Source organism: Paenibacillus tritici, from assembly GCF_018207515.1.
GTDB lineage: Bacteria > Bacillota > Bacilli > Paenibacillales > Paenibacillaceae > Paenibacillus_AQ > Paenibacillus_AQ tritici.
The window spans coordinates 2,179,382-2,205,416 of record NZ_CP073365.1; the positions used below are offsets into that span (position 1 = coordinate 2,179,382).

Below are 26,035 nucleotides of genomic sequence, written 5' to 3' on the forward strand. Positions count from 1 at the left end.
CCTTAAACGGGGTGTAAGATAGCCTTAAGGTAAAGCCATAGCAGCAGAATTGCTCATCCTGTACATTGGAACAAGGATAAAGACCCACACACAGGTAAACACTTGTTTCCCTAAGGAAAGGATGATTTCAGTGAATGTATTGGAAGTGAAAGGACTGAATAAAGTATATCCCGGCAAAGTGAAGACCCAGGCGCTTACCGATATTCATCTCAGTGTCGAGAGCGGGGAATTCGTAGGGATCATGGGGCCCTCAGGCAGCGGTAAAACCACATTTCTTAATATGGTATCCACCATTGACCAGCCTACCTCCGGAGAGGTGAATATCAACGGCAGTAATCCGTACAAGCTGAATAAGAAAGAACTGGCTCATTTCCGCCGCAGACAGCTCGGCTTTGTCTTTCAGGATTTCAATCTGCTGGAGACGTTAACTGTGGCTGAGAATATTGTGCTTCCCCTTACGCTGGATAACCGCAAGCTGAAAGAGATGGATTCCCTGCTGCTGAAGGTTGCTGAACAACTTAACATTACAGATATCCTGAATAAACGCACCTATGAGATATCGGGCGGACAGCGGCAGCGGACTGCCCTTGCGCGTGCAATCATTACGTCCCCTGCGATGATCCTGGCTGATGAGCCGACCGGTTCCCTGGACTCTAATTCCTCGCGGATCGTGATGGAATCGCTGGCGAACATTAACCGCACACAAGGCACTACCCTGTTGCTGGTTACCCATGACCCGCAGGCAGCGAGCTACTGTAACCGGATCATCTTCATTAAGGACGGCAAGCTGGCTGCCGAAATTCACCGTGGCGATAACCGTCAGGCCTTTTTCCAGAAGATTATTGACACACTATCGTTTTGGGGAGGGAATAGTCATGAGCTTTCCTCAATTCGCGTTTAATAATGTACGGCGTAACGCCCGGGCTTATATTGCTTATTTCCTGAGCAGTTCATTTATGGTCATGGTATTTTTTGCGTATTCCGTATTCATTTATCATCCCGGGATTGCGAGTCAGAATATAGGGACCATGGCGGTAACGAGTATGCGGGTCGCAGCCTGCATTGTGTATGTGTTCGCTTTTTTCTTCGTACTGTATTCCATCGGAACGTTTTTGAAATCACGGAATCTGGAATTCGGAATTTTGACCATCCTGGGGGCCCGGCCCAACCAGATTAACCGGCTCATCTTCCTTGAGAATATGCTGATCGGCATAGTTGCCATTGTAACCGGAATCGCAGGGGGCATGCTTCTCTCCAAGTTATTTCTGCTGCTCAGCACAAGGGCGATTGGAATTGAGGATCTGCCTTTCTACTGGCCTGTAGAGGCTATGCTGGTCACCTCCCTGTCCTTCGTCTCCTTGTTTCTGTTCATCTCCTTCTTTACGCTGCTGCTTATCCGCAATAACAAAGTACTCGATCTGCTTCAGGGAAATGTTAAGCCGAAAAAACAGCCGAAGGCCTCCGTGTTTCTGTCCTTAATGGGCGTAATCCTGCTGAGTACCGGTTTTTATGCCCTGCGGATTGAACTCAGTCCCGTTGCTATTATTCTGGCCGCTGTTGCGGGAATTAGCGGCACCTATTTGTTCTACTCCCAGCTGTCTGTTGTTGTCATTCGTCTGCTTAAGCGCAGCCGGAGATCCACCTGGCGCGGCACGCGGCTGTTGTGGACTTCAGAGATGAGCTATAAACTGCGGGACAATTCGCGGATGTTATTCATGATTACAGTAGTCACGGCCTTGGCCAGTATGGGGGCAGGTTATGTTCTGTCCATCAATCAGGCCGGAAGAGACGAGTACAATGAGAAACCTTTTGCCATCACCCAAACCTATTACCGGACCACATCGGCAGACCCTGACCGGAGCACAATTCACCAGGAGCTTAAGGCGGCGGGTGTGGAGTACACGGAGAAGAGAACCGACTTGCTCTCTGCATCGGCTCTGGATGAAGAGGGAAGGGAGAACGGCCTGTATCTGATCGGACTTGCCCAGTATAATGAGCTGGCGCCTTTGGCTGATCTTCCGGCCGTAACCGGACTGGGTGCAAATGAAGTCGTTGTTGTGGCGTCGCCAGAAGTGGAGAAGAAGGAATATATCCGTGACCAGATGGTCACCTTGGCTGAACAGCCCGCCGTATCCCTCTATGTCAAGGAGAGTGTAACCACAGAATCGGTTGGGTTCATCAGTTCCTTCGCTCCTGTGCTGATTGTGCCGGAGAAGTGGATGGAGATGGTCAGAGTAGCCCGGTCGGCTGAAGAGGGCAAGGAGGTCAGACCTTATATCAGTTATCACTATAAGGTTCCGGCATGGGATACAGGATCACTGCCTTCCATCGACAGTCAGGAGAATATCATTGGTACCAAGCTGAGACAATGGAATACCGCAAGGGAAGGGAAAAGCGATGAGGTGTTCGATTTAACTTCACGCGCCGCTAATTATTGGGCCCTTAAACAAAGTACGGCCATGCTCAGCTTCGTCAGTGTTTTTGTGGCTCTGATTTTTTCGGTGGCATCGGCCAGTTTCCTGTACTTCAAGCTGTACAGTGATCTGGCTGCAGATATTCGTATGTACCGTGCGTTATCCAAGATCGGGCTAAGCACCAGTGAAATGTCAGCATCAGCAACCAAACAGATTGCGGTACTGTTCTATATACCTATTGTAGTGGCTGCTGTTCAGAGTCTGGTGGTCATCAGCCCTATCCTGGAGACGGGAATCATGAATGTGCTTAAGCCGGTACTGACCACCTTTGCCGGGTATCTGATTCTGCAAAGCGTCTTTTTCATCATCGTGAAATCAAGATATATCCGCAGTCTGAAGAAAATGATGGTATGAACAAAGAATAGTAACTTCTTACAAGACGGCAGCCCAATTAGGGCTGTCTTCTTCGTTCAATCACGTATATACATTTGACATTAAAATGAAAAAGTTCTAGAATAAAAACTGATTGAACGATCAAAATAAAAAATGACTGATCAATATTTTAAAAGGCGGATGAATATATTGGAAAATAAGCACTCTTTGATAGCCGATGCGCGCCGGGAACAAATCATTAAAGCTGCCATCGTAGTTCTAACGGAAATTGGATATCTTAGCACCAGCCTGTCCAAAATCGCGAATAAAGCGAATATAAGCACAGGCCTTATATCTTATCATTTCTCGGGCAAGGAAGATTTGATGAGGAACACTTTAATCTACCTGGTTGAGCAGGAGCGGGCTTTTATTAAAGGGAAAGTGGAACCGAAACAAACGTATATGGAGAAGTTAATGGTTTTTATTGAAGCAAGCTTAGCCTATCAGGGCACAAACCGCGCCTATAACATTGCTCTGCTTGAAATTGTTTTTAATGGGCGTACACCTGATAACGTCCCTTATTATCTGGCAGAGATTAATGATGAAGATGAATTGAATGTTTTGTTGAAAGGGATTCTCTCCAAGGGGCAGGAAGCTAAGGAATTTGGTGATTTTGATCCTATTGTAATTGCAATTGTCATTCGGGGGGCTATATCCGCTTCCCTGTCTTTGTCTAAAACTGAAATGAGTCTTGAAGATTACAATGAAAAAATCATAAAGAGCGTATTGAAAATGCTGAAATAACGCAGCAGGCAAGCCAGTTGATGTCTCTGTTGTTAATGAACTGAAAGGGAGTGAAGAAATGTTCACCAAGAGGAGCCGGAGCAAAGCTATGCAACGGGTCAAGCCGGGAAACGGACGTCCATTGAAGGACTTCCGCTGGTGGCAACCGCTCTCCCGGGCCCTGTTCTACCTCCCGTTGACGAACAATGAGGACCAGCAAGGCGTTTTTGCTGTGGATGTCCCCTATTGGGAGCGGCTGCTTACGGATGACGGTAAGGGTAAGGCCCATCTGTATCTCAATGGCAAGCATTACGCCCAATCCAAGCTTCCTGCAGTCTTTCCTGTAACTGGTGGAACGATTGAAGTAGTGTCCACGGTTTTCGGCCTTAGACGTTGCCACTACGTCACGAGTGAAGGAGCCGTGAGACAGCTTATCCCGGATGAGAGGTCGGCAGAAGGACGGCGTGCCCGTCTTGCCCGTAAGCATTCGGTATTAAGCCGCTGTATCGGATACATTTCACTGATTATGATTCTGGTTCCCACGGTTCTTGCCGTCCCTCAGGTCATGGACCAGATTACCCGAGTGCCTGAGATTGCTGAGCGCTTCGGAACCTTCAACTCGCCCATTGCGCTGCCGGTGTGGCTGAACATGCTGCTTGGTCTTTGCGCCGCCACGGGCAGTGTGGAACGCGCAACCCGTCTGCGCTGGAACATGCTGCTGGATGGCAGCTCTTAGATAATAGGTCAAGAAACAGCCGGAGGGGTAACCATTTAGCATTTGAATTTGCTATGTGGTATAATGTGGTCCGCCAGTTTAGTTTAACAATAGACATCCGGCAAAGGAGTTAACCATGGTCAAACAACGTAAGATCTTACTAACTATAACTGTGTTGTACACATTGCTTGTTCTTTATTTTATGTTCTTCGCTTTCGGCAGAGGAGAGGCTTCGGATCATACCATCTACACCTTTATTTTCATGCCCGATAACTTCCTTAAGCTGCCGTCCCCATCTGATCTTATGCCTCCAACCCTGATGGATTTGGTGGGGTTCGGGAACACGATTGCGTTTATTCCTTTCGGTATATTGATTCCATGGCTGTACCGGGTCAGCTTCGTCCGGTTCATCAGCTTGTTCTTCATCGCGATTCTTGTGCTGGAAACGCTCCAGGCTCTTACCTTCCTGGGCAGCTTCGATATCAACGACGCTCTTCAGAATTCGATTGGCGCAGCTCTCGGTTTTGGGGCGTACAAGCTTGGTTTCCGTTACCGGAGCCTCGGGCGCAATCTGGTGGCAACGGCTTTATCGGGGTTGGTCCTTTTTATAGCTTTATGGGGACTAGGCGCGGCGGTAGACAAATTAATAACTAAAGTAGAGGGTCCGTTTACGGCGATCACTGATTGGAAGGACACCTCGGGTAATTCATCCACAGGAGACAAACCGGACAGTATTCAAATCAACGGACAGAAGATACCGCTCCGCTAAAACCTATATAGCGCTGAAAGCTTAGATTCCAGAACGTTCACGTACAAGTCTGAAGGCCGGACGATTTTCTGCTTCACTTTCGGAAACCCCGAACCAACGGATTATTCCGGTGAGATCAGTATTACCCGGGATGGCCAGGAGATCTTTAATTATACTGGAGACTTTCAGCGTACTAATCCTGAACAGTACCCTGTGGTATACGAGATGCCGGTTGAGCCGGGGGAAGAGCTGAAGATCACGATTAAAGGCGGCTTGGAAATATGGGATGTCGGGTATAAGAAGATGCAATATATCTGGAACTAAACATAAAAAGGCAAGCCCCTTAAACGGAGCTTGCCTTTTTGGTCGTTACTGCCCGGCTGCGGCATCCAACTGAACGGCTACGTAACTTCCGAATTCAACCATACCCGCCTTATCCAGCTTGGTTGCATCGTGTTGCTTGATGACCTCGGCGGTTTTCTTCATCAGCTCTGAGCTGTCTGCATCGGCCAGAACGCGCAGGACCACCAGGGTCTCGCCTTTCTTCAATTGCTCTGCCAGCTTGGACTTGTACGCTTCAAGGGAATCGACCTCAAGCCCTTGGGTCACATAATAATCATAAGCATTGCTGGTGGCCTTGAACAGGGACAGCTCATGGTCCAGCCAGTAAGCCTTGTCCATCACATACTCTACATCTGTGGCAGTGGCATCGCTGGAATTGTAGAGCAGATAGGGAAGTCCGGAATTGGTAGCATTATTCGTCGGATCGACATTGACCCATTCGTCGCCGATTTTCACTTTGTTCCAGGCGTGATTCACGCCGCTCATGGTTCCCGTGACCACCATCGAAGGGACTTGGGACAGGTCAGCGAGCAATTGGAAGGTGTGGGCATAACTCATGCATACGCCAACTTTTTTGACCAGAATGCCGTAGGTACTGAAGGAATCATTGAATTTCGCATCCACACTCTTGAACTGCTGCTCCTGGGCATTCTCCAGCGCGGCATCGTCATAGGCGGTATTGTCATTCAGATAATCGTAGATCGCCATCTGCTTCTCATCAGCACTCATACCGTCCTTGAATATGGCGGCGATTACTTTGTCTGCCTCTGAGAGAATCTCACGCTGCTTGGACGCAATGACCTCGGACGAATCATCGTATTCCACATGCAGCGTCAGGTTCTGATAATCGTAGCCATAGCTGCGGAATCCGAGAATGAGCGGGTTCTGGTAGACTACCTTTTCCACTACATCGACCAGGGTCCGCGCATTCTGCGCCTCCGGGAAGGCCAGCAGCGGAATATCGGTCTTTCCGCTGATCAGGGATAAGGCGAGATACTCTTCCAGCGCAGAATCGGCATGAATCAGGTCCGCCCGGATTGTTGAGGCAGGCACGGCCTGCTTGTTCCCCTCATCTACCTTGCTGCGTGTATTCTCCTTCTGCCGGTCAATGGCATTATCGCCATCGCCGGATTCGCCCGTATTGTCGTTGTCAATGATGGTCGGAACATCAGGAGCAGGCACATATTCCGTATTATTCTCCGGCTCCACATACCCTGGATTGGCCCCTTTGCTCTGGGCGGCTGCAAGACCGGCAATATCGGCATCCGTCAGCTGCGTAACCTGAACGTACCCTTTGAGTGCCGTTCCTTGAATGGAGTATGGCACATCGGTTGGACCGGACTTCTGAATCGTGATGGAATCCGTGTCATAGATCACAGTTCCCGCGGCTTTGGAGCCGTCAATGAACTGGACCGGGACATTCTTGGGCAATTCGGCAGCGTTCTTGAACAACTTTAGGTTGATATTATCCTCGGAAGCTACGGTGCGCGGCAGCAGCTTGGATAACGAAACCGTATCCACCGAGCGGCTGAACCTGGACTCTTTGCCTCCCTGAACAGCGGTGACATAATATTCACCTTGCACATTGTTGTTCTGAAGGCTGGTGATGGTCTCATCCACAATCCCGAGTGCGCCGCGCCCGTCCTTCATGAAGTCGTTATAAGAAGTTCCGGGCACCGTCGCAATCTTCAGCGGACGCTGATTCGCATATCCTTGCTCCGCCCCGTTCAGCGCCTCGTTGGTATTCTCCATCGTGATATGCGAAGCGCTGTAAATATTGTAGCTCTCAGCGCCAGGCACCTCAGTCCACACCAGAGTCAGTCTGCCGTCAGGGCTGATGTCGGCATCCAGAGTCGGTGTAGGCAGATCCGATTTCACCGTAAACGGAATAATAATCGGCTGCTTCAGCGGAGTAGGTGATTTGGCATCCAGATCATAGTTAAGCCGGATGTAGTATACCGGGGCGTTCCCCCAGGAGCTGCCTCCGGCTTCGCGCAAGGAATCGGAAGGGAGTACGCCGAAGCCGAGCGGCTTGATGGAGTATACGCTTTTGCCGCCTACAAGCTGTGAGTCTTCAAGGGTCCCTACCTTACTCTCCGGCAGTGCCTTGATATCGGTATGTACGGATAACGTCTTGCCTATTGCTTCGGAACCAAGATCCGTATTGAATCTGAAGATAAATTCCATATCCTGCTCAACATTATACATAGGCATGATGCCCGGATTGTTGTCAGTATCGTATTTCTGCTTCAGATCATACACCGTCTGCGAAGCGTCCGGCGGAGTATTCTCCGGGGTATTCGTCGTTTCTGCCGCCGGACTGGCCGTCGGTGCAGGTGTAGACGCTGGACCCGCTTCCTTGCCGCCCCCCATGCAGCCTGTCAGAATTACACACATGATGAGCATAAGCATTGCCAATTGTTTCACTTTCACTAACGTCCTCTCCTGTCTCGGTTGTCTTAATGAGGGTAATGGTGTGTAATCCAAAATTACCCATACAAATCACAGGAGATATATAACCAATTTGAGAACGATTAAAACAAATTTGGGATATTTTATATTTAAGTGATAGAAGCCGTTAGGAGAGGGGACATGTATGCGCTGAGAATTCGCAGCTATTCATGTTATAATTCAGTTACACTCAACCATCGTGTAACGAAGGAGGCAGGGTCCAAGTGTCGAATCCGGATGAGAAGCAACAGCATACGTATCAAGATTGGCTGTCATGGGACGGTGCATGGGAATTAATTAATGGCAAAGCCTACAATATGTCGCCAGCTCCGACTGCCCTTCACCAGTTTATTGTAGGGGAGCTGCATTTTGCGCTGCGCGCACATCTGCAGAATAAGAGCTGTCATGTGTTTGTCGCTCCGTTCGATGTGTTCTTCAGCGAGAGCGATCAATCCAGTACGCCTGATCATGTAACACAGCCGGATCTGTCAGTGGTCTGCTCCAGGAATCAAATTCACAAAAACGGCTGTCACGGTGCGCCGACCATGATTATCGAAGTACTATCGCCATCCACTGCCCTTAAGGACTTCAATGAGAAGTTTAATTTATATCAAAAATACGGCGTACAGGAATATTGGATCGTCGATCCCGGCAATCGTACGGTTCATGTTTATACGCTTTTGGACGGTGTGTATCAGGTGCGGGACTTATATTCGGAGCAGGATAGCGTGCGGTCGAATGTGTTTAGAGATTTTCAGATACCGCTTGGCAGACTGTTTGACTTGGAAGTCTAATACGACAAGCAGAAGGATAAGTTATCATGTGCAACGTATAAATTCTTATATTTTCAAATAAGCCGCAGTTGAATTGCATTTCGCAATCCGCCTGCGGCCTGTTAGACGAGCACATACACGTTACCTACATAAACTTCCGCTGCACCTTCTTACCATCATAGGTAAAGAGGGCTTTTTTGTCTTCGACAACAGTTTGGAGATGCACGGTGCGGCCCCACAGGGCGTAGATATGCGGGAGCGTGCGCTCCAGGTATTTCAGATCCAGCTCAATGCTCTCGTAATGGTGGGCGATCAGCAGTTCGCCGTTGCGCTCATAATCGGCATCCTGGACGACGAGGTACGGGGAGCCGCCGTTGACCCGGGCCAGCACCAGCTGGTCGCGCACATTCTCCCAGGCCTTGTCGGTGATCTTCCATTCCGGACCTTTTTTCTCGAAGACATAGAGGTCGAGATCACTCACCAGTTCCTTGGACAGATAGCTGCGGATAAAAGAGGTATCCGAATCCAGCTCGCGGACCTCGAAGATTTTGTCACGGTCCCAGCGCTTCTCGATGTCCTCGAAGATCTTCAGCCCGAGGTAATACGGGTTCAGACTCTGCCGTGAGGGCTGCACCACGGCTGAGTTGAGCTTGGCGTACTCGATGGTCTCCTCGGCTGTCAGATCCAGCTCGCGCATGATCCGCTGATGCCAGTAGGAGGCCCAGCCCTCATTCATGATCTTGGTCTCCATCTGCGGCCAGAAATAGAGCATTTCGTCATGCAGCATGGTCATGATGTCGCGTTGCCAGTCCTCCAGAGCAGTGGAATACTGCTGGATGAACCAGACGACATCCTTTTCCGGCTCGGGCGGGAAAGTGCGTTTGCCGGCGGTTTCCGGCACGGGTGCTTCGGCATCCGGGTTTTTCTCCAGATCCCACAGCTCGCTGTAGGCATGAGCCGGTCCGGGACCGCCTGGCGGGAAGTCCTTCCGCTCCTTCATCTTGGCTTCGAGCAGATGGGTCTTGCCCAGCTTGCGGGGCTGGATCAGGCTGGGATCGATATGCTCCTGAATCGCCAGCACCGAATCAATGAAGCTCTCTACCGCATCCGTTCCATAGGTGACAGAATAATCGTTGATCCGGTCGGCGGTGGCTGCCATACTCTCGACCATATCCCGGTTGGACATGGAGAAGCGCATATTGTTCTTGAAGAAGTCGCAGTGCGCCAGCACATGCGCGACAATCAGCTTATTCTGCACCAGGGAATTGCCGTCGAGCAGGAAGGCGTAGCACGGATTAGAGTTGATCACCAGCTCATAAATTTTACTCAGACCGAAATCGTATTGCGACTTCATTTTGTGAAAAGTCTTCCCGAAGCTCCAGTGCCCGAACCGGGTGGGCATCCCGTAGGCACCGAAGGTATAAATAATATCCGCAGGACATATCTCATAACGCATCGGATAAAAATCGAGGCCGAACCCGGTAGCGATCTCCGTAATCTCGGCAATCGCCCGTTCCAGCGCTTTAATCTCATCACCGGGCATGCATCCATCTCTCCTTCCAGCTTGCGAACCGTTCTTCCTATGTATATGGGCGGAGGGGAGGGAGTATGATGGGGAAGAATGCGGCATGAGAGGGCAGATGAGTTATTGTACAAAAAATAGCCTAACCCACAGCGAATATGCTAAGAGGTTAGGCTATTTATTCGTTCTGGATCTTGTTCAGTAACTGGGCAAATTCCTCTTCGCTGTCACTGTAAGTGGAAATTCCATCTCTGCGATCTTTTTGAGCTTGTTGAAGTTGGGAGAGAACACCTTCATCTTTGAAGATAACCGAAGTCATTTGCTTCTTTTGTTCATCTGTAAGTATTCTGTTCATTCGAGCCACTCTCGGTCTACTAAAAACACGAATCTCAACCTTCAAATCATCATTTCCGGTATGTGATGCAAGGATTTGCAGCTTGATGTATTGATTGAGATAAATCTTCCGAACCTCTTCCCATTGTATGGCTGGCACCTCCAGTTGGGTTTGTCCTTTTATTGTATTCAGAATACTATCCATATAAAAGCTCTCCAAAACGATGTATATCGTTCATGGAGAGCCTTTTTGCGTAAGCCCCTTGGGAGATTCGAAGTCGGATTTCCACCGCGAAGAGCGGAAGTAATCAAGAAATCTGGGGACAACAGCGGCCGGAAGTCCAAATGTTCACCGCAGTGACGATGTAGCTTCAAGTTCAAGTCTATTCCGCTTCCGTGTAGAATATTTTAAGCAGCATATTCTGCGGATAATTTCCAAAGTGCTCCCCGAAAATAGTAAGTCCACCTTTGTTCTTAGAATGATCATCAATACTAATCCTCAGCTTGATGAAGGGGGAATCTTCGATCTTTAATTGGGCAAGGGTAACCGATGATATTTTTTGACCGTCTATTCCTGTATCTTTCTTGGTGACTCTTAAATGCTTCAAAAGGCCGTACTGGCTTAGTTCATTATCCCACCAGGCTGGTGTTAATTTCCCTCGCACATCTGAAAAATTACCTGGGGCCGTCCAGGTGCCTAGAAAAACATCGTTGATATAAAAAGCAATATCACTGGGCCAATTATTGTTGGAACCAGGAAACTCTGAAGAGAGCTCTAAGGATAACTCTAATAATTCTGCAGTGAAATTGTGGTTGAAATCATTCGGAATCATATATTCAACGAAGCCCTCCGCAAACCAAAGTAAGGAAGCCTCAATCCGGTCATTGGAGACGAAGGTCCGTTGATCATCTAACTTTCCGATTACTTTGGCGGGGCTGGCTAATCCGCATGTAGGGGTGACCGAAAAATTAGAATAGTAACCGAGCTTAATTTCATTAGTAATTACATTGAAAGGAAGATGGAGCTTCTTCGGTAAGTTGAGGGCAATATGATCCACAGCAAGAATGAAATTCTTCTTACGGCTATCGGTAACCTCTAAGTTGTCCTGGAGCTTGATGATCTTGGCGTCCTCCAGTAAACGGATATGGCGTGAAACGATAGCTTTGCTTAAATTCAGCTTTTTGGCGAGCTCACTGACCGTAAGCGGTGTATGTAACAATAGTTTGAGAATGGAAGCTCTGGTGTCAGAGGCCAGTGCTTTCAAAACAGCAATACCATTCTCATCGAGTTCTAAGAACATAAGTACCTCCAATTGTTAACTTTTTAGTTTACAATAAACGATCTGGTTAAGCGCTAATTTTATTTAGTATACCACGAAGTTGAAAATAAGGAATTACGCTGATATAAGCTTGAAAGAGCGCTTTCATCATGATAGTATTTGCTTGCTTGGTGAGCGTTCACAGTGAAACACACAAAAAAAGTTAACGATTATTATGGATCGAACAGGAGATGAAGACAGATGACACACCGGATGGAATATCCGCGTCCACAGTTAGTTAGAGACGCATGGCTTAACTTAAATGGAGCATGGCAATTTGAATTGGATGATAAGAATGTTGGAGCTGCACAGCGCTGGTTTGATCCAAGTGAAAATTTCAGTCAGACCATTCAAGTTCCCTTTGCTTTTCAAACCCCTGCGAGTGGAATACACGATACCTCTTTTCATGACTATGTCTGGTATAAGCGTAATTTCACACTCGAGCCAGGTTGGTATAAACAGCGTGTTGTCTTACATTTTGGAGCGGTAGATTATAGAGCCTGGGTGTATGTGAATGGTCATTATATCGGCATGCATGAGGGAGGACACACCCCATTTTCCTTTGATATTACACATGCCTTAACCGGGCAGGAGGAACAGGTGACTGTTCATGTGGAGGACCCTTCACAGGATGAGACTATACCCCGGGGCAAACAGTTCTGGGTAGAGAAGCCGGACAGCATCTGGTATACCCGCACGACAGGGATTTGGCAGACCGTGTGGCTGGAGGCGGTGAACCCTGTTTATATTCATCAGGTGAAGTTTGAGCCCGATGTAGACCGGGGGAGCATTGGAATAGAAGTTAAATCTGAGGGATATGGATCAGAGGAATTAGATGTGGATATTCGGATTTCTTTTGGGGGAGTCCCTGTTATTCAGGACCGGGTACGATTGCTGCAGACCATAACACGTAGAACGGTAGATCTGTTTGGTTTGAAAATCTTCCGGACAAACTTTCATAACGCCGGCTGGACCTGGACTCCGGAAACTCCTAATTTGTTCGATGTTGAAATGAAGCTGTACGATCATGGGGTTGAGGTGGATTGTATACAATCGTATTTCGGCATGCGGAAAGTTCATACAGAGAACGGTATGGTCTATCTGAATAACAAACCTTATTATCAAAAGCTTGTACTCGACCAAGGTTATTGGCAGGAAGGATTGCTTACTGCGCCCACGGATGAACACCTAAAGCAAGATATTGAATTAGCCAAAGAATTAGGGTTCAACGGTTGCCGTAAGCATCAAAAGGTAGAGGACCCGCGGTTTTTATACTGGGCAGATCGTATAGGGTTCCTTGTATGGGGAGAATGTGCTGCCAGTCCCTCTTACAATAATGATGCTGTAGCCCGGTTAACCAAAGAATGGATTGAAATTATTGACCGTGACTTCAATCATCCGTCTATTGTGGCCTGGGTTCCGCTTAACGAGAGCTGGGGAATTCCGATGGTGAAATCGAATAAGCAGCAGCAGTATCACAGCTTAGCCATGTATAGTCTTATTCATTCCTTGGATGATACCCGGTTAGTGATCTCGAATGATGGCTGGGAAATGACGCAGACGGACATTTGTGCGGTACACAATTATCAGCATGGCAGAGCAGATGAGACCGATAAGTATGAGGAATTCAAACGGATTCTGTCCACGAAGGAAACATTGCTTGCTTCCAAGCCGTCCGCCCGCAGTGTATATGCAGATGGTTATGAGCATCGGGGAGAGCCCATCCTGTTAACTGAATTTGGGGGTATAAGCTATAAGGCTGGCGCTGACGATGGCTGGGGGTATACCAGTGCACAATCCTCAGAGGACCTTGTTCTGGAATATGAGAGAATTATGAAGGCTGTATACGCTTCTAAGATTATCTATGGTTATTGTTATACGCAGTTGACCGATGTGGAGCAGGAAATTAACGGTCTATTGGCCTATGATCGGACACCCAAATGCGATACGAAGTTAATTAAAGAAATTAATAATCAATGGCATCTGCGGACCATTTAACCGGAACATATTGAATGACAAGGAGCTTAGGAATCCATGACAAATGAAATATTGCTTCAAAAAATTGGGCTGGTAGTAGATAAGCTGATGAATCTGGGCGGCAGCGACTATGAAAAGGATAAAACCGTGGTTCAGGCCGATACAAGAGTAGGGATTGTGCAACGGGATTTCGGAATTGAAGAATGGGACTGGCCGCAGGGCGTCGGTCTGTATGGTCTGTATAAGCTGCAAAATTATTACAGCGATCAACGCTATATGGAATTTTTGCAGCATTGGTATTCCCGTAATCTGGAGGCTGGACTGCCTTCCAAAAATATTAATACGACAGCTCCTTATCTGGCTCTGGTTCTGCTCCTGGATCAGCTTGAGCCTTCCAGCCAGCTGGAGGAGCTATGCCGGGAACATGCGGATTGGCTCCTTCATGAGTTGCCCAAAACCAAAGAGGGAGGCTTTCAGCATACGGTTACTGCCATTGGCAACCGGGATGGAATTCACTTGCACAATGGGCAGCTATGGATTGATACGCTCTTTATGGCGGTTCTGTTTCTGAACCAGGCCGGGCGCAAGTTTAACCGGCCGGAGTGGCAGCATGAAGCTGAACACCAGATTCTGCTTCATATCAAGTATTTGTTCGACAAGCATACCGGCCTGTTCTTCCACGGCTGGAGCTTCGAGCGTAATGATAATTTCGGCAGTATCTTCTGGTGCCGCGGCAATTCCTGGTTCACTTATGGAATCGTCGATTACCTGGAAGCTTGCCAGGATACAATTAGCCCGGGTATCCGGAACTTTCTGGTGGACACGTATAAAGCTCAGGTCAATGCCCTGGTCTCCCTTCAGGCAGCTTCCGGCCTGTGGCATACAGTCCTGCAGGACCCCGCCAGCTATGAAGAGGTATCCGGTTCGGCCGCCATTGCCGCAGGTATCCTAAAAGGCATTAAAGCGGGTATTCTGGATTCTTCCTATCAGGCTGCGGCCGATAAGGCCATTCAGTCGGTATGTCACAATATTAGCGGAGATGGAACCGTGCTGAATGTGTCGGCCGGAACCGGGATGGGAATGGATAAGGATCATTACAAGAACATTACCCTCATGCCAATGGCATACGGACAGTCCCTGGTGCTTATTGCCTTGTATGAAGCTGTGAACTACCCCCACCTATAGAGGTGGCAGCTTCTTGGAAACAACCCGGACTTGCTCAAAACGGCGTACATCCGTGAGCAGCGGTCAGATTTATTGCGCGCTTAAGCAAATGGAGGGAGCGGCTTCTCCCCTCCCTTCGCATCTGCTCAGCGCCCTACCCAAGCGATCCCCGCAGTCCCTGCGGTTCGGGGTCCAGTTAACGCACTCCTGTGCCTTGCAGCAGGCGAAGCCCTTCGGTTCGAATGTTCAAGCTCGCATTGACGTCACGGTCATGGTGGACACCGCAGCTGGGGCAGCTCCATTCCCGGATGTGGAGCGCCTTCTTCCCACCTGGATGCCCACAAGCCGAGCACAGCTGGCTCGAAGGAAACCAGCGGTCCACCTGTACGACTTGTTTGCCGTACCACGCCGCTTTATAGGTCAGTTTGGATAGAAAGCTTGACCACGAGGCGTCATGAAGCGACCGGGCAAGTCTGCGATTCCGAACCAACCCTTTGACATTCAGCGACTCCACACTGATCACATCGTGGTTGTTGACGAGATCCGTGCTGAGTTTGTTCAGAAAGTCATTTCGTTGGTTGGCCACTTTTTCATGCAGCTTGGCGACCAGAATTCGCTGCTTCTGGTAGTTGCGGCTCTCACTGAGCAGATGTCCGTCCTTCTTCGCCTGCTGCGCCCGGCGCGATAGTTTGCGCTGCGCTTTCGCTAGGGTAGCGGCGGTTTGGGCGAGAACTCTCGGATTCGGTACCTTTGTTCCATCCGAGAAAACTGCAAAATGCGCAAGACCGAGATCAATCCCGATCACCGAACCCGTTTGGGCTTTGGGCGGAATGTCCGTTTCGCACAGCAGGGAGACAAAGTACTTGCCGGATGCGGTGCGGGAGATCGTCGCTGACTTGATCACCCCTTCCGGTTGTCGATGTAGTTTGATACGTACCGGCTTCATTTTGGGCAGCTTCAGATAGCGACCCGCCTGAATTGCAATCGTTCCTTTTTGATTATTCGTGGTGTAGGATTGAACGGGATTTTTGCGGGATTTCCACTTGGGGAAACCAGAGGCGGGCTGCTGGAAAAAGTGGCGGTAGGCGGTATTCAGGTGGAGTTGCGCATTAGCCAGAGCCAAACTATCGACTTCTTTAAGAAAGGGAAATTCATTTTTGTATTGCGCTGGTGTCGGGAACTTGATTTTCTCACCGGTTTCTTGATTCTTTTGGTACGATTCGATACGGTCATGGAGCATGAGATTGTAGACTTTGCGTACGCAACCGAATGTTTTGGCGAATAGTTCCGCCTGCTGTGTTGTGGGTTCCAGGCGATATTTGAATGCTTTGAGCACAATAAGGCCTCCTATGTACGTGGTGCGCCTTCGATTTGCTGTTCAAACCGAAGGAGAGTCCGCAAAATAGAACAAAGTTCCGGCTGGCCAAATCAACTATGGTCGCAATCCACGAACAAATCGACCAAGACCATTACGGGAACGTACATTCGCTTCCATAGCATAACCGAAATCCCTTTAAAATCCAAGTCCAAACCGTTGTCATTCATCCCGCCACTTTAGAAGTGGGGGAATTCTGACAGCTTTTTGTTAAAATAAACCCTGCGTAAGCACATTTTATTCATGTCTTCCTGGACATAAATAGCCTAATCCTTGAGCATTTACGCCAAAGGATTAGGCTATTTTATCTTCTTTACTCAGTTACTCGTAAACCCGCACCTCAATAATCTCCGCATACTGGCTTCCGTTAGTCGCCCCGATCACAACGCGCAGGCGATCAGTTGTTACAGCTTCGGCAAGTGTGTGCACATGCTTACGCTTGTGATTGTCACTTCCGGCGGCGACTGCTGTCCAGTTGCCGTTCACGTAAGCTTCAATACGATAATCCTTGACGAGCGTCGGCAGGATTTCATATGGCGTAATATGATGATGCAGGTTAATCAAGTCCTCGTTGACATCGTCATTGAAGGTAACGTGTACCTCACGAAGGGTTACAGGTGCGCTCCAGGCCAGCTCCAGCCATTCCGGGCGGCCGGAGTTCATCCGGTCAGAGGACCACAGATGCGGGCCGCCGTAAGGACGGAGGTATCCGTCCACCGCTTTACCAGCGGCGAAGGCATTTGTCGGTCCGGACAGCCGGATGCAGGGGGCTGTGTGATCGAATTTCTTTTTGTCCCACAGGACTACAGGCTGTGCGGGCTGATTCTGGAAATCCAAGGATACTACCGGTGTGTTGCTGTGTCCATAGGCGAGCATCCCCGAAGTCGGCTGATCTGCCATATGCAGGGTGATTGCCGCATTAGCCTTGATGATCAGAAAAGCATTGCAGGGCGTCTCCGGCTGCCAGCGCAGGTCGAGCTTCACCCATTGCTGCGTACCGGAACTGACAGAAGCCGATGCGGATTGCAGGAGCGCATAGGGAACATAATTCTCGGGCCGTCCGGTCTCCCATAGCTGAACGGTCAGCTCTGCCGCTTCGCTTGCGTCGATCAGCAGCTCAATTCCGTCCAGCAGAGGATCGACCGGAATGGTGACGCCGATGTCAGCCGTAAGAGGGACGCTGAACGCCGGATGCTCCACTGCGAACCGGCTCCGTTCGCTGGAGGCGCTGACGGCAGCCTGGAGTGCCAGATCGGCTGCGTCTTCATTGTTCAGACCCAGGATAGAGGCGTCCTGACGGAGCATCGTCTGCTGCAGCTCCTTCAGGTGGTTCGCATGCAGTTCGCGCGGCGTCATTCCCTTGGCGGCGCAGAGCGCAGCGCCGGTGCCGGCCGCTTCGCCGATGACCGCGCAGGTAGCCATAACGCGGGTCGTCCCGAACGCCACATGCGAGGCGCTGATGTCGCGGCCGGCCATTAGCAGGTTGTTCACATTCACGGAATAGAGGGAACGGAACGGAATGTGATAGCTGCCGTCAGAATACATATGCTTCGAGCCGGATTCGGTGGCATAGACTCCCTGCGGCGGATGCAGATCAATCGACCAGCCGCCGAAGCCGATGCGGTCATTGAATTCCCGCTGCGCAAGGATATCGTTCTGGTTCAAGATATAGTCGCCTACGAAGCGGCGGTATTCGCGCTTGCCCGGAAGCGAACCGACCCATTCCAGCGTCATGTTCCCGGCATCGAAATTCCCGGAGTTCTTAATATAGTCCCAAATCCCGTAAATGATTGACCATAACTCGCTGCGAATGGCCTCGTTGTCATGAACCGTATCCTGTTCGCCGCCGAACTCAATCCACCAGTAGGCGCAGCCATTGTCGCCGCTGCGGATGATGCGGTTCTCGGTGATGGATGTCTTAGTAATATCTATAGCCATTGCCGGAGCTATATATTTAACCGGATGGCCGGCATCCTTGGTATAGAAGAGCAGGGTGCTGCCGAGAGTGATATCATCTGCAACCAGCGGTGCCCATTCTTCGCCCAGTTCATCGCGCGCTTCGCGGCCCATCCGGTATTCTGCACCCGCCAGGAACCCGACCAGCCCGTCTCCGGTGCAGTCCAGATAGACCGGGCTCTCGAAGCGGATGCTGCGCTCTGACCCCATCATCCATCCGGTAACCGAGCGGATACGCCGCCCGCCGCCATCCTCCTCATCGGCCTCGGCTTCATGCACATCCGTGTTCAGGAACAGCTGAATATTCGGTTCCGCCTGCACGGCTTCCAGCACAACCATATCCCACAGGTACGGATTCCCGTCCTTGTTACGGTACTGGTTCTCTACAAATAGTTCCCCCATAATCCCCGTCTCCCGGGCATACCGGTGAATGCCATGCGAGGTGGCGCCGCACACCCATACCCGTACTTCACTGCTGGAGTTGCCGCCGAGCACCGGACGGTTGTTGATCAGAGCGACGCTCTGCCCCAGACGGGCCGCTGCAATCGCCGCACATACTCCTGCCAGACCCCCTCCTATAACGGTGACATCCGTTTGGACCGTTTCTTTGCGCATGATTGAACCTCTCCTCTGAATTGTGATAATATATCCGTAGTTTCATGATAAAATAATATATCATCAAATGACATGCATATAATTTCTGGGAACATATACTTTATTTCAGAAGTTTGATATCGCTAGAGGAGAGTTAGACATGCGTATGAATTGGTCCGTCCGTCCGGTAAGCTATCTCTATTGGGAGCAGAAAAAGCAGTTCCTGCTGGAGCACGATACCTATCCCGTGTGGACGATATTCGCGGTTGAACAAGGACAATTTGTGTACCGGTTCGGAGAACACGAAGGGGAGGGCGGATTCGGGGACATTATTGTATGTCCGCCCGGTACAGCCTTTTACCGGAGAACGCTCACCCCTCTAACCTTTCACTTCATTCAATTCGCATGGGAGGCAGAGGTAGAGCCGGAAGAAGCGGTAACGCTTGGCGGAAGGTGGGCCGTCAGGGATGTGGAGCGCTTAAGGTCAACGTACCGCTACATGCGGAGCATCGGAAGAGGGATTCAAGAGGAGCCCATGCTGGGCCGGATCAAGCATCTGCTTGAGGATGTATGGAGGCTGCTCGAAATCGAGCGCAGTAATGCAGCGGAAGAAGGGCATGTCGATGAGAAAAGTCCTGATCCAACGATGCAGCAGGCCAGACAATGGATGGTTGAACATGCCTGCACACCGGTGACCCTGCAGGAGCTGGCCGTTACCTTGAACATTACGCCGGTACAATTAACGCGGCGGTTCCGTGCGGCCTACGGGGTCACCCCTTCAGAATTCGTGACCGGACTCAGGCTGAGCCGGGCATGTCAGCTGCTGGAGGACTCCACACAGCCCATCGAGCAGATCGCCCAGCAGTGCGGTTATGAGAACGGCTTCTATCTGAGCCGGGTATTCACCGCGAAGCTGGGGTTAACGCCATCGAAATACCGTAAGCTGCACCGGTTATAACAACAAACGCGCCTCTCCTGTTAAGGAGGGCGCGCTGCCGGTAGCTCATATTAAGGCTGTCATAATCACACCGCTGTGCGGCTGCGGCTGAATTCTATTGCTGCTTCGCATACCACGCGGAGAACTGCTTTTGGTATTCGGCGATGTATTTGTCAATTCCGGCTGCTTTTAACCGCTCAAGCGCCTTCGGGTAAGCAGAATCATAATCACTGAAGCCGCTGCCGATCGGGGCCAGGTATTCGGTGAATACGCCGTTCAGCTTGGTTTCTTCATTCTTGACTGGCGTATTGTCGAAGTTGAAGCCCGCACCCTTGGAGATAATGGCTCCATCATCCCAAGCTTTGTAATCGGCAATGAAATCATCCGGTACGGTGTTATCAAAACGCATGAAGTTCTTGTTCATCAGCAGCCAATCAGGAATCAGGGAATCGGTATTGATTTTGGTCAGACGGCCGCTCTCATCCAGCGTATAATCGGTGCCTTCAATACCATAGGCGAACAGGTCATACAGCTCCTGGTTTTTTTGCAGCAGGTTGAAGAACATGACATAACGTTCAGGGTCCTTGGCTGCGGCAGAGACGAAGAAGGCGGTGCTGTAGGTGCCTCTGCTGATTTTTGGACGGCCGGTGCCCAGGAAGTAATTGACCAGCTTGGCTTCAGGCACGGCCTGTGAGATGGTAGCGGCACCTTCGAACGGACGCGCTGCGGTTCCTGCCCAGAACATCGCTTTGCCGGAGTTCCAGTCAGACTGCAGCTGCGGCACATTCGTAGCGGCATATTTCGGAATAATCCCTTTCTTGTACCAGCCGTGCATCAGACCGGCATAGGTCTTGAATTCAGGCGACTCGAACCAGCTGATAATCTGATCATCCTTGGCCGACTCATCCAGGGCGATGAAATCATTTTGCCAATACAGGTTCTTATCGGTGAAGTCATATTGCAGCATTCTGCGCGCGTCTGTGTTAGCATAGCCAATCAGCTCGGGATGAAGGGCATGGGCTTTATCATAGAACTGTTCAAGCTCGGCAAGCGAGGTGACCTGGGTCATGCCTGCTTCCTCCAGCAGATCCTGCCGGACAAGCACACTATAGAATTCAGCAGAGTTGGGTTTGTTGCCGACAGGAACCGCATATTGCTTCCCGTCCAGCTGGAAGGCCCGGAAGGAAGCCTCATCCACCGTAGCACTCAGATCTGCTGCTGCTGGGATGTAGGGAGTAAGGTCGGTGTAGAGTCCTTTGGCTACAGATTTCACCATATAGTTGGCATCCGTGTAGGTTGCGAAATCCTCGCCGGTTGACAGCATCAGGTCTGTTTTACCGCCGCCGTATTCCGTCCAGGGCAGGAACTGGAATTCAACCTCGGCATTGATTTCTTTTTTGACCACATCATAGAACTCCGTCTTGGCCAGCTCCTTCATCCGGTTCGACTCGTCCCCGTACAGCACGATCTTCAGCTTGGCCGGCGCCAGAGCCGTACCTTCACTGCCTCCCGCCGTGGCCGGTGCTGTGCCTGTGCCGCTATTGCTGTCCGTATTGCCAGGGGTAGCGCTTTCATTGTTACCCTGCGAACAGCCGCTTACGAGGAAGACCGTTGCCAGGAGCAAACTTAACCAGCCTTTTTTCTTGATCATGATGAACCCTCCTGAATTAGAATTAATCTGTGAGGCTTATATTGCCAAGGCGGTGCTCCCGTAAGCATATTGTACAACATGTTGAAGCCCGGGAGCACACGCCTGCTGCAACCAATATTAGGTCTGTGTGTCTATAGGATCAGCCTTTCACCGAACCCACGATAATCCCTTTAACGAAGAATCCCTGTAGAAAAGGATACAAAATAGCGATCGGCAGAACGGTCAGGCAGGTCATCGCCATCTTCGCGGTCTCCAGCGGCGGGGCAATAATTGCGCCTCCCACCTGTGCGGCATTGCCGGAGGCCAGGAACTGAATGTTCGCCATCATGTTGTACATCAGGTATTGGATCGTATAGAGCTCCTGATCGGTTACCAGCATCAGCGGCAGATAGAAGTCATTCCAGAACTGGAGCGCATAAAAGAGTGAAATCGTCACCAGCCCGACCCGGCCGAGCGGGATCATAATACTGAAGAAGATCCGCAGGTGCCCGGCACCGTCTATTTGCGCAGACTCCACAATCTCATGCGGAATGCTGCGGAAGTAGTTGGCCATCAGGAACATCAGGAACACGCTCAGCACATAGGGAATGAACAGGCCGAGCAGCGTATCGCCAAGATGATAGTATTTGGTGCTGAGCAGATACCACGGCAGCGTGCCGCCGCTGAACAGCATCGTGAAGTAGGCAAAGAAGGCGAAGAAGTTCTTCAGCCGGAAATTCCGGACGGAGATGACATAGGCATAAGCGGTAGTCACCAGTACAGCGGTCAGCGTGCCCAGCACGGTTACGAACAGGGACATAGCGTAGGCGCGCAGAATCTGCTCTGCTTTGGAGCCGAACAGGAATTGATAGGTTTCGAACGTGAACCCCCGGGGCCAGAAGGAATAACCCTCCGCAGCAATCCTCGACTCTGTAGAGAGAGAACCGGATACGGCCAGCACGAACGGCACCAGGCAAATGACCGAGAATACCGCAATACAGACATAGAAGAAAATAACCAGCCCTTTGTTTTCAGTAGTTTGCATCGTATCGGTCTCCTAGAATAGTTTGCTGTCTTTGTCATACCAGCCGGCCAGCTTGTTGGCTACCAGCACCAGGATGAATCCAAAGACGGATTGATAGAGCGTAATGGCGGAAGCAAAGCCGAATTCGCCGGAACGTATAGCTGTACGGTATACATAGACGTCGATAATATCGGTAGTGGGCAGCAGCAGCGGATTGAGGAACGTTACGCCCATGATCATACTCAGATCACCCTTCAGCATGCCTCCGATTCCAAGCAGCGTCATCAGGATGATGGAAGGAATCAGCATCGGTATGGTGATTTTGGTGATAATCTGCCAGCGGGAGGCACCGTCGATCCGGGCCGCTTCATAATAAGAGGTGTCCACTCCCTGCAGCACTGCGTAGTAGATGATCGCGCCGTAGCCGGCACTTTTCCAGATATTCGCGAGCACCAGGATCACTACGAACAGCCACGGGCTCGAATACCAGTCCATTTGCGCCAGGCCAAGCGATTGCAGCAGCTGGTTGAGAATCCCTTTGTCATAGTCGAGCAGGGAGAACAGGATGGCTCCGATAATGATCCAGGAGATGAAGTAAGGGAAGAACATGACGCTCTGGGTGATTTTGATAAACCACTTGCTGCGCAGCTCGTTCAATATAATGGCGATGGCCACCGAGAAAAAAGTGCCGGTCAGCATGTACAGCGCATTCAGCATAACCGTGTTGCGGGTCGCCCGCAGGGCATTCTCCATACTGGAGAAGAAAAACTCGAAGTTGGCGAAGCCCGCCCACGGGCTGCCGAAGATTCCGTCGTTAAAGTTGTAGTTCTTGAAGACGAGAATCAGTCCGCTCATCGGCAGGTACGCAAATAAAATCAGAATAATGATGCCCGGCAGGGCGAGCAGGTACAGCGAGCTGTCCTTCCTCAGCGATTTGCGGAAGCGCGGGGCGCTGACAGTCCGTTTCGCCGGAACAAGCTGTCCGGGTGCGCCGGGTGTTGCCTCTTGCGTCATATACAGTCCACTCCTTTATGCTAGCGTTATCATTTCATCCCGGGATTCAGGAGAACGTTGTACAAGGCAAATCATAATCCGCCACAGAGTGTAAGCGCTATCATAATAAACGGAAAAAAGTTAAAAAATGCGGAATGAGCGGGCTTAAAAAAACAGAAAAAGCAGAAGTTTTCTGCTTGAGCAGGGTTAAATGCCTGATAAAAGCGGGGAAATAGGAATGTGAAAGGGGGGGAGTGCCGTGGTTGGAGATTAATGCAACTATATGACATCAGAGCTAAAGAAGTAAGTTCGTTCAATGCAGCAATTTATGTATCCAGTTCCAAATGAAAATGAAATTCAGAGATAGTTGTATAATGTGCAGTTAAAAACAGCGAAAAGATGTGCTAGCATCGTATAACTGTATTCTGTACAACTAAATCTGCCCTAATGGGAGAAAACTATCAAAATGTCCCAGTTTAATTGTACGAAATACAACTAAACGGAGAATTGGTGGGAAATCAGACGATTTAGTTGTACAAAGTGCAGTTAAGTCTATCGCGTACCGTTAGCGGGTTACTTTAAACCTCAAACCTCAAACCTCAAACCCTCACTAGGTAATTTGCCAAAGTGATTTTCACCAGTTTATATCTGACGTTATAGTAGAGGCTAACTGTGGAGAATGAAGTAGTGGAGTGCAAAATTAAGTGATAGACTTGAGGAAGAAGGCATGGAGCGGGCGCGAAAATCCTGCACATACTGCAACATTCTCCTCATAATCTCGGCTATAATCCCAAATTGTTCTATAAAAAACAGCATTTCTCCTTCTCCAAGTTGCCTAGCAGGACAATTCTTGTATTTCATACAACCAATCTTCCCAAACACCCAGGTATTTAGGTAGCCGAGTTGCAAAACGTACAACATTTAAGCCTTTACTGACCAATACCGTGTGAAAGGTAACAAAGTGAGCAGCTGTAATGATATTATTTAGGGTTGTATCGACTATTGCTTCGCTTATCCTCATTTATAGTAATTGCGTTTAAAAGGTGGTGGGTTATTATTTTCAATAATCATATTGATATATGCGTTGTTTCTTTAGAAAGTCCTTTTCCTCATAGAAAAGGATGAATAATTATGATTATAGGGACAGCTATGTCCTAGTGTGAAGGGAGAAAGAATAATGAGAGGTCGTGTGCATACAGAGTATCGGCGTTTAGGGGTTTTTGCTGTAGAGACTGAAGACCATGATTTCTCCATAATAGAGGTTCGGAGCGGGCTCCCATCCTTAGGTGACGAACTGATTGGCAAGCTTAATTCCCTTGGTGAAAAGCAGCTATACAATGATACAACTCTAGAAAAATTGGATGTGTCTATTAAATCTATACATTTAGCCCGTGACGATGTGAAGAGAGCTATTATAGATGCTGTAAGAGGGAAGTAGGGAGAAAGCTCCTAAATTTGAAGTGTTTGTAATAGAAAATTTGATCAAGAACGCAGCTTTGGATCTGGCTAAGAATGATTTGGAAATTGGATAAGAAGATTATGCTGCAAACGGAGAATTTCCAATAGGTGATGAATATATGAATAAAAAAACTAGGAAAATCAAGGTTCAAGATAAAAATTACGTTTATGTGATTAACCAAAAGTACCACCAAGGCGTAAGCGAAATCAATCTTTCTGTATCATTAAAAGGACAGAAGAATGTAACATGCTCTTTCCAATTTTGTACATGGGATGACCCGATTTCAGGAAGTCCTCTGTTAGTTGGTGTTCACTTAAAGAAGAGGGCTTCAGATGATATTGAAGGTTTTAACTTAAATTACCCGGGAGTAGTGAAGTAGTTTATTATGTATGGTCTGGAAAATGGGTGGAGTGGATCAAACAGAATCACGTTCAGTGATGGGTTAGAAATACTCGAGAATATGGGGTATGACGTGTTATGGCTTAAAATAGGACCTAATCTGCAATAATTAATTGATACTCTTACGCAGGAGGCGCTAGGGTCGTCGGATATGCAGAGGTAACACAAATTTTCAATGAACTATTGATAAAATCAGATTGATTCGATGAGCACTTATCATGAAGAGGTGAGGATGATTAAAAAATCGGAAATTGAATTTAAAATGCGTCTAAGGGATGGTTATCCGGGACCCACACGTTTTGCGGATTTTATAGTTGACGGACAATCCTTATATGATAGTTATGCTAAGCATTATGACTTTGTATCCTGTTTAGGATGGGGCAGTGAGGATTTTCAGCAAAAACACATTTCAAGATTGATATTATTGAGTCAGTCAGATTTCCCCAATGGAAAGAATTCAATATACATATGCCCTGCATGTGCTGATCTGGGGTGTGGGGCAGTATATTCATTTATCGAAATGAATAAAGACATTGTATCTTGGACTTTCATTGATGACAGAGAACAGTTAATGAATAACTCAAAAACGTTTCACTTTGATAAACAAGATTATATTAAACAAATTAATAGTACATATGGATTAGGCGGGTTTAAATTCCCTTAGGGAGTAGCCTTATTCACAATAAGTAAAAACCTCCACTCAACAAAACAGCGGCAGCCCAGGACTATACCCGTCCCAGGCTGCCGCTGTTCCA

The 26,035-nt window shown here is 49.1% G+C and carries 21 protein-coding genes; 12 read left to right on the forward strand and 9 right to left on the reverse strand.

Going from position 1 to position 26,035, the window contains the following annotated elements; all coding sequences use genetic code 11:
• Nucleotides 1–130: 130 nt before the first annotated feature.
• From KDC22_RS09185 to KDC22_RS09205, 5 genes are all read left to right on the forward strand, one after another.
• Nucleotides 131–901: an ABC transporter ATP-binding protein gene (locus KDC22_RS09185; protein ID WP_173137945.1), complete on the forward strand. Its 771-nt coding sequence runs from the start codon at nt 131–133 to the stop codon at nt 899–901.
• Nucleotides 876–2,828, forward strand: a complete 1,953-nt coding sequence (locus tag KDC22_RS09190; RefSeq protein WP_211722805.1) for an ABC transporter permease — start codon at nt 876–878, stop codon at nt 2,826–2,828. The genes KDC22_RS09185 and KDC22_RS09190 overlap by 26 nt, the downstream gene beginning before the upstream one ends.
• Before the next feature lie 168 nt (nt 2,829–2,996).
• Nucleotides 2,997–3,590: a TetR/AcrR family transcriptional regulator gene (locus tag KDC22_RS09195; RefSeq protein ID WP_211722806.1), complete on the forward strand. Its 594-nt coding sequence runs from the start codon at nt 2,997–2,999 to the stop codon at nt 3,588–3,590.
• A gap of 88 nt (nt 3,591–3,678) precedes the next feature.
• Nucleotides 3,679–4,305, forward strand: coding sequence for a hypothetical protein (locus KDC22_RS09200; RefSeq protein ID WP_211722807.1), 627 nt, complete (start codon nt 3,679–3,681; stop codon nt 4,303–4,305).
• 115 nt (nt 4,306–4,420) lie between these two features.
• Nucleotides 4,421–5,053, forward strand: coding sequence for a VanZ family protein (locus tag KDC22_RS09205; RefSeq protein ID WP_343221966.1), 633 nt, complete (start codon nt 4,421–4,423; stop codon nt 5,051–5,053).
• Nucleotides 5,054–5,401: 348 nt separating this feature from the next.
• Here the strand turns inward: KDC22_RS09205 and KDC22_RS09210 are convergent, their stop codons facing one another.
• Nucleotides 5,402–7,807, reverse strand: a complete 2,406-nt coding sequence (locus KDC22_RS09210; RefSeq protein ID WP_211722808.1) for a transglutaminase domain-containing protein — start codon at nt 7,805–7,807, stop codon at nt 5,402–5,404.
• A 242-nt stretch (nt 7,808–8,049) separates the two neighbouring features.
• Between KDC22_RS09210 and KDC22_RS09215 the strand changes: the two genes are divergently transcribed.
• Nucleotides 8,050–8,619, forward strand: a complete 570-nt coding sequence (locus KDC22_RS09215; RefSeq protein ID WP_211722809.1) for a Uma2 family endonuclease — start codon at nt 8,050–8,052, stop codon at nt 8,617–8,619.
• Between the two features lie 124 nt (nt 8,620–8,743).
• Here KDC22_RS09215 and KDC22_RS09220 read toward each other — a convergent pair whose 3' ends face one another.
• The 3 genes from KDC22_RS09220 to KDC22_RS09230 form a co-directional block, all read right to left on the reverse strand.
• Nucleotides 8,744–10,141, reverse strand: a complete 1,398-nt coding sequence (locus KDC22_RS09220; protein WP_173137933.1) for a SpoVR family protein — start codon at nt 10,139–10,141, stop codon at nt 8,744–8,746.
• A gap of 157 nt (nt 10,142–10,298) precedes the next feature.
• Nucleotides 10,299–10,658 (reverse strand): hypothetical protein, encoded by a 360-nt coding sequence (locus KDC22_RS09225; protein ID WP_211722810.1) that lies wholly within the window; start codon nt 10,656–10,658, stop codon nt 10,299–10,301.
• A gap of 178 nt (nt 10,659–10,836) precedes the next feature.
• Nucleotides 10,837–11,754 carry an ArsR/SmtB family transcription factor gene (locus KDC22_RS09230; RefSeq protein WP_211722811.1) on the reverse strand — a complete coding sequence of 306 codons (918 nt, stop codon included), beginning with the start codon at nt 11,752–11,754 and terminating at the stop codon, nt 10,837–10,839.
• Between the two features lie 231 nt (nt 11,755–11,985).
• Here KDC22_RS09230 and KDC22_RS09235 point away from each other — a divergent pair, with 231 nt between their 5' ends.
• Nucleotides 11,986–13,770, forward strand: a complete 1,785-nt coding sequence (locus tag KDC22_RS09235) for a glycoside hydrolase family 2 protein (RefSeq protein ID WP_343222036.1) — start codon at nt 11,986–11,988, stop codon at nt 13,768–13,770.
• A gap of 36 nt (nt 13,771–13,806) precedes the next feature.
• Nucleotides 13,807–14,934 (forward strand): glycoside hydrolase family 88/105 protein, encoded by a 1,128-nt coding sequence (locus KDC22_RS09240; protein WP_211722813.1) that lies wholly within the window; start codon nt 13,807–13,809, stop codon nt 14,932–14,934.
• A 175-nt stretch (nt 14,935–15,109) separates the two neighbouring features.
• Here the strand turns inward: KDC22_RS09240 and tnpB are convergent, their stop codons facing one another.
• The gene (gene tnpB, locus KDC22_RS09245; protein WP_211722814.1) at nt 15,110–16,249 is read right to left on the reverse strand and encodes an IS200/IS605 family element RNA-guided endonuclease TnpB; all 1,140 of its coding nucleotides are present in this window, start codon (nt 16,247–16,249) and stop codon (nt 15,110–15,112) included.
• A gap of 360 nt (nt 16,250–16,609) precedes the next feature.
• Nucleotides 16,610–18,859, reverse strand: a complete 2,250-nt coding sequence (locus tag KDC22_RS09250; RefSeq protein WP_211722815.1) for an FAD-dependent oxidoreductase — start codon at nt 18,857–18,859, stop codon at nt 16,610–16,612.
• A gap of 139 nt (nt 18,860–18,998) precedes the next feature.
• Here KDC22_RS09250 and KDC22_RS09255 point away from each other — a divergent pair, with 139 nt between their 5' ends.
• Nucleotides 18,999–19,796 (forward strand): AraC family transcriptional regulator, encoded by a 798-nt coding sequence (locus tag KDC22_RS09255; protein WP_211722816.1) that lies wholly within the window; start codon nt 18,999–19,001, stop codon nt 19,794–19,796.
• 94 nt (nt 19,797–19,890) lie between these two features.
• On the opposite strand, the gene KDC22_RS09260 is transcribed toward KDC22_RS09255, so the two are convergent.
• The 3 genes from KDC22_RS09260 to KDC22_RS09270 form a co-directional block, all read right to left on the reverse strand.
• Complete coding sequence (locus KDC22_RS09260; RefSeq protein ID WP_211722817.1) at nt 19,891–21,426, reverse strand: DUF3502 domain-containing protein; 1,536 nt, start codon at nt 21,424–21,426, stop codon at nt 19,891–19,893.
• A gap of 139 nt (nt 21,427–21,565) precedes the next feature.
• Nucleotides 21,566–22,450 carry a carbohydrate ABC transporter permease gene (locus KDC22_RS09265; RefSeq protein WP_211722818.1) on the reverse strand — a complete coding sequence of 295 codons (885 nt, stop codon included), beginning with the start codon at nt 22,448–22,450 and terminating at the stop codon, nt 21,566–21,568.
• A 12-nt stretch (nt 22,451–22,462) separates the two neighbouring features.
• Entirely contained in the window at nt 22,463–23,443 is a 981-nt protein-coding gene (locus tag KDC22_RS09270; RefSeq protein ID WP_211722819.1) for an ABC transporter permease, read from the reverse strand.
• A 1,156-nt stretch (nt 23,444–24,599) separates the two neighbouring features.
• Between KDC22_RS09270 and KDC22_RS09275 the strand changes: the two genes are divergently transcribed.
• The 3 genes from KDC22_RS09275 (at nt 24,600) to KDC22_RS09285 (ending at nt 25,944) form a co-directional block, all read left to right on the forward strand.
• A complete protein-coding gene (locus KDC22_RS09275) occupies nt 24,600–24,860 on the forward strand; it encodes a hypothetical protein (RefSeq protein WP_173138714.1) in 261 nt (86 codons plus the stop codon).
• 139 nt (nt 24,861–24,999) lie between these two features.
• Entirely contained in the window at nt 25,000–25,260 is a 261-nt protein-coding gene (locus tag KDC22_RS09280; protein ID WP_211722820.1) for a hypothetical protein, read from the forward strand.
• A 252-nt stretch (nt 25,261–25,512) separates the two neighbouring features.
• Nucleotides 25,513–25,944: a hypothetical protein gene (locus tag KDC22_RS09285; protein ID WP_211722821.1), complete on the forward strand. Its 432-nt coding sequence runs from the start codon at nt 25,513–25,515 to the stop codon at nt 25,942–25,944.
• The last annotated feature ends 91 nt before the right edge of the window (nt 25,945–26,035 follow it).

Excerpts from the sequence above, each read along its gene's own strand:
- KDC22_RS09255 (WP_211722816.1), top strand. The coding sequence starts at position 18,999 with ATGCGTATGAATTGGTCCGTCCGTCCGGTAAGCTATCTCTATTGGGAG.
- KDC22_RS09235 (WP_343222036.1), top strand. The coding sequence starts at position 11,986 with ATGGAATATCCGCGTCCACAGTTAGTTAGAGACGCATGGCTTAACTTA.
- KDC22_RS09270 (WP_211722819.1), bottom strand. The coding sequence starts at position 23,443 with ATGACGCAAGAGGCAACACCCGGCGCACCCGGACAGCTTGTTCCGGCG.
- KDC22_RS09265 (WP_211722818.1), bottom strand. The coding sequence starts at position 22,450 with ATGCAAACTACTGAAAACAAAGGGCTGGTTATTTTCTTCTATGTCTGT.
- KDC22_RS09220 (WP_173137933.1), bottom strand. The coding sequence starts at position 10,141 with ATGCCCGGTGATGAGATTAAAGCGCTGGAACGGGCGATTGCCGAGATT.
- KDC22_RS09225 (WP_211722810.1), bottom strand. The coding sequence starts at position 10,658 with ATGGATAGTATTCTGAATACAATAAAAGGACAAACCCAACTGGAGGTG.
- KDC22_RS09190 (WP_211722805.1), top strand. The coding sequence starts at position 876 with ATGAGCTTTCCTCAATTCGCGTTTAATAATGTACGGCGTAACGCCCGG.
- KDC22_RS09205 (WP_343221966.1), top strand. The coding sequence starts at position 4,421 with ATGGTCAAACAACGTAAGATCTTACTAACTATAACTGTGTTGTACACA.
- KDC22_RS09280 (WP_211722820.1), top strand. The coding sequence starts at position 25,000 with ATGAATAAAAAAACTAGGAAAATCAAGGTTCAAGATAAAAATTACGTT.
- KDC22_RS09240 (WP_211722813.1), top strand. The coding sequence starts at position 13,807 with ATGACAAATGAAATATTGCTTCAAAAAATTGGGCTGGTAGTAGATAAG.
- KDC22_RS09285 (WP_211722821.1), top strand. The coding sequence starts at position 25,513 with ATGATTAAAAAATCGGAAATTGAATTTAAAATGCGTCTAAGGGATGGT.
- KDC22_RS09275 (WP_173138714.1), top strand. The coding sequence starts at position 24,600 with ATGAGAGGTCGTGTGCATACAGAGTATCGGCGTTTAGGGGTTTTTGCT.
- KDC22_RS09250 (WP_211722815.1), bottom strand. The coding sequence starts at position 18,859 with ATGCGCAAAGAAACGGTCCAAACGGATGTCACCGTTATAGGAGGGGGT.
- KDC22_RS09200 (WP_211722807.1), top strand. The coding sequence starts at position 3,679 with ATGCAACGGGTCAAGCCGGGAAACGGACGTCCATTGAAGGACTTCCGC.
- KDC22_RS09230 (WP_211722811.1), bottom strand. The coding sequence starts at position 11,754 with ATGTTCTTAGAACTCGATGAGAATGGTATTGCTGTTTTGAAAGCACTG.
- KDC22_RS09260 (WP_211722817.1), bottom strand. The coding sequence starts at position 21,426 with ATGATCAAGAAAAAAGGCTGGTTAAGTTTGCTCCTGGCAACGGTCTTC.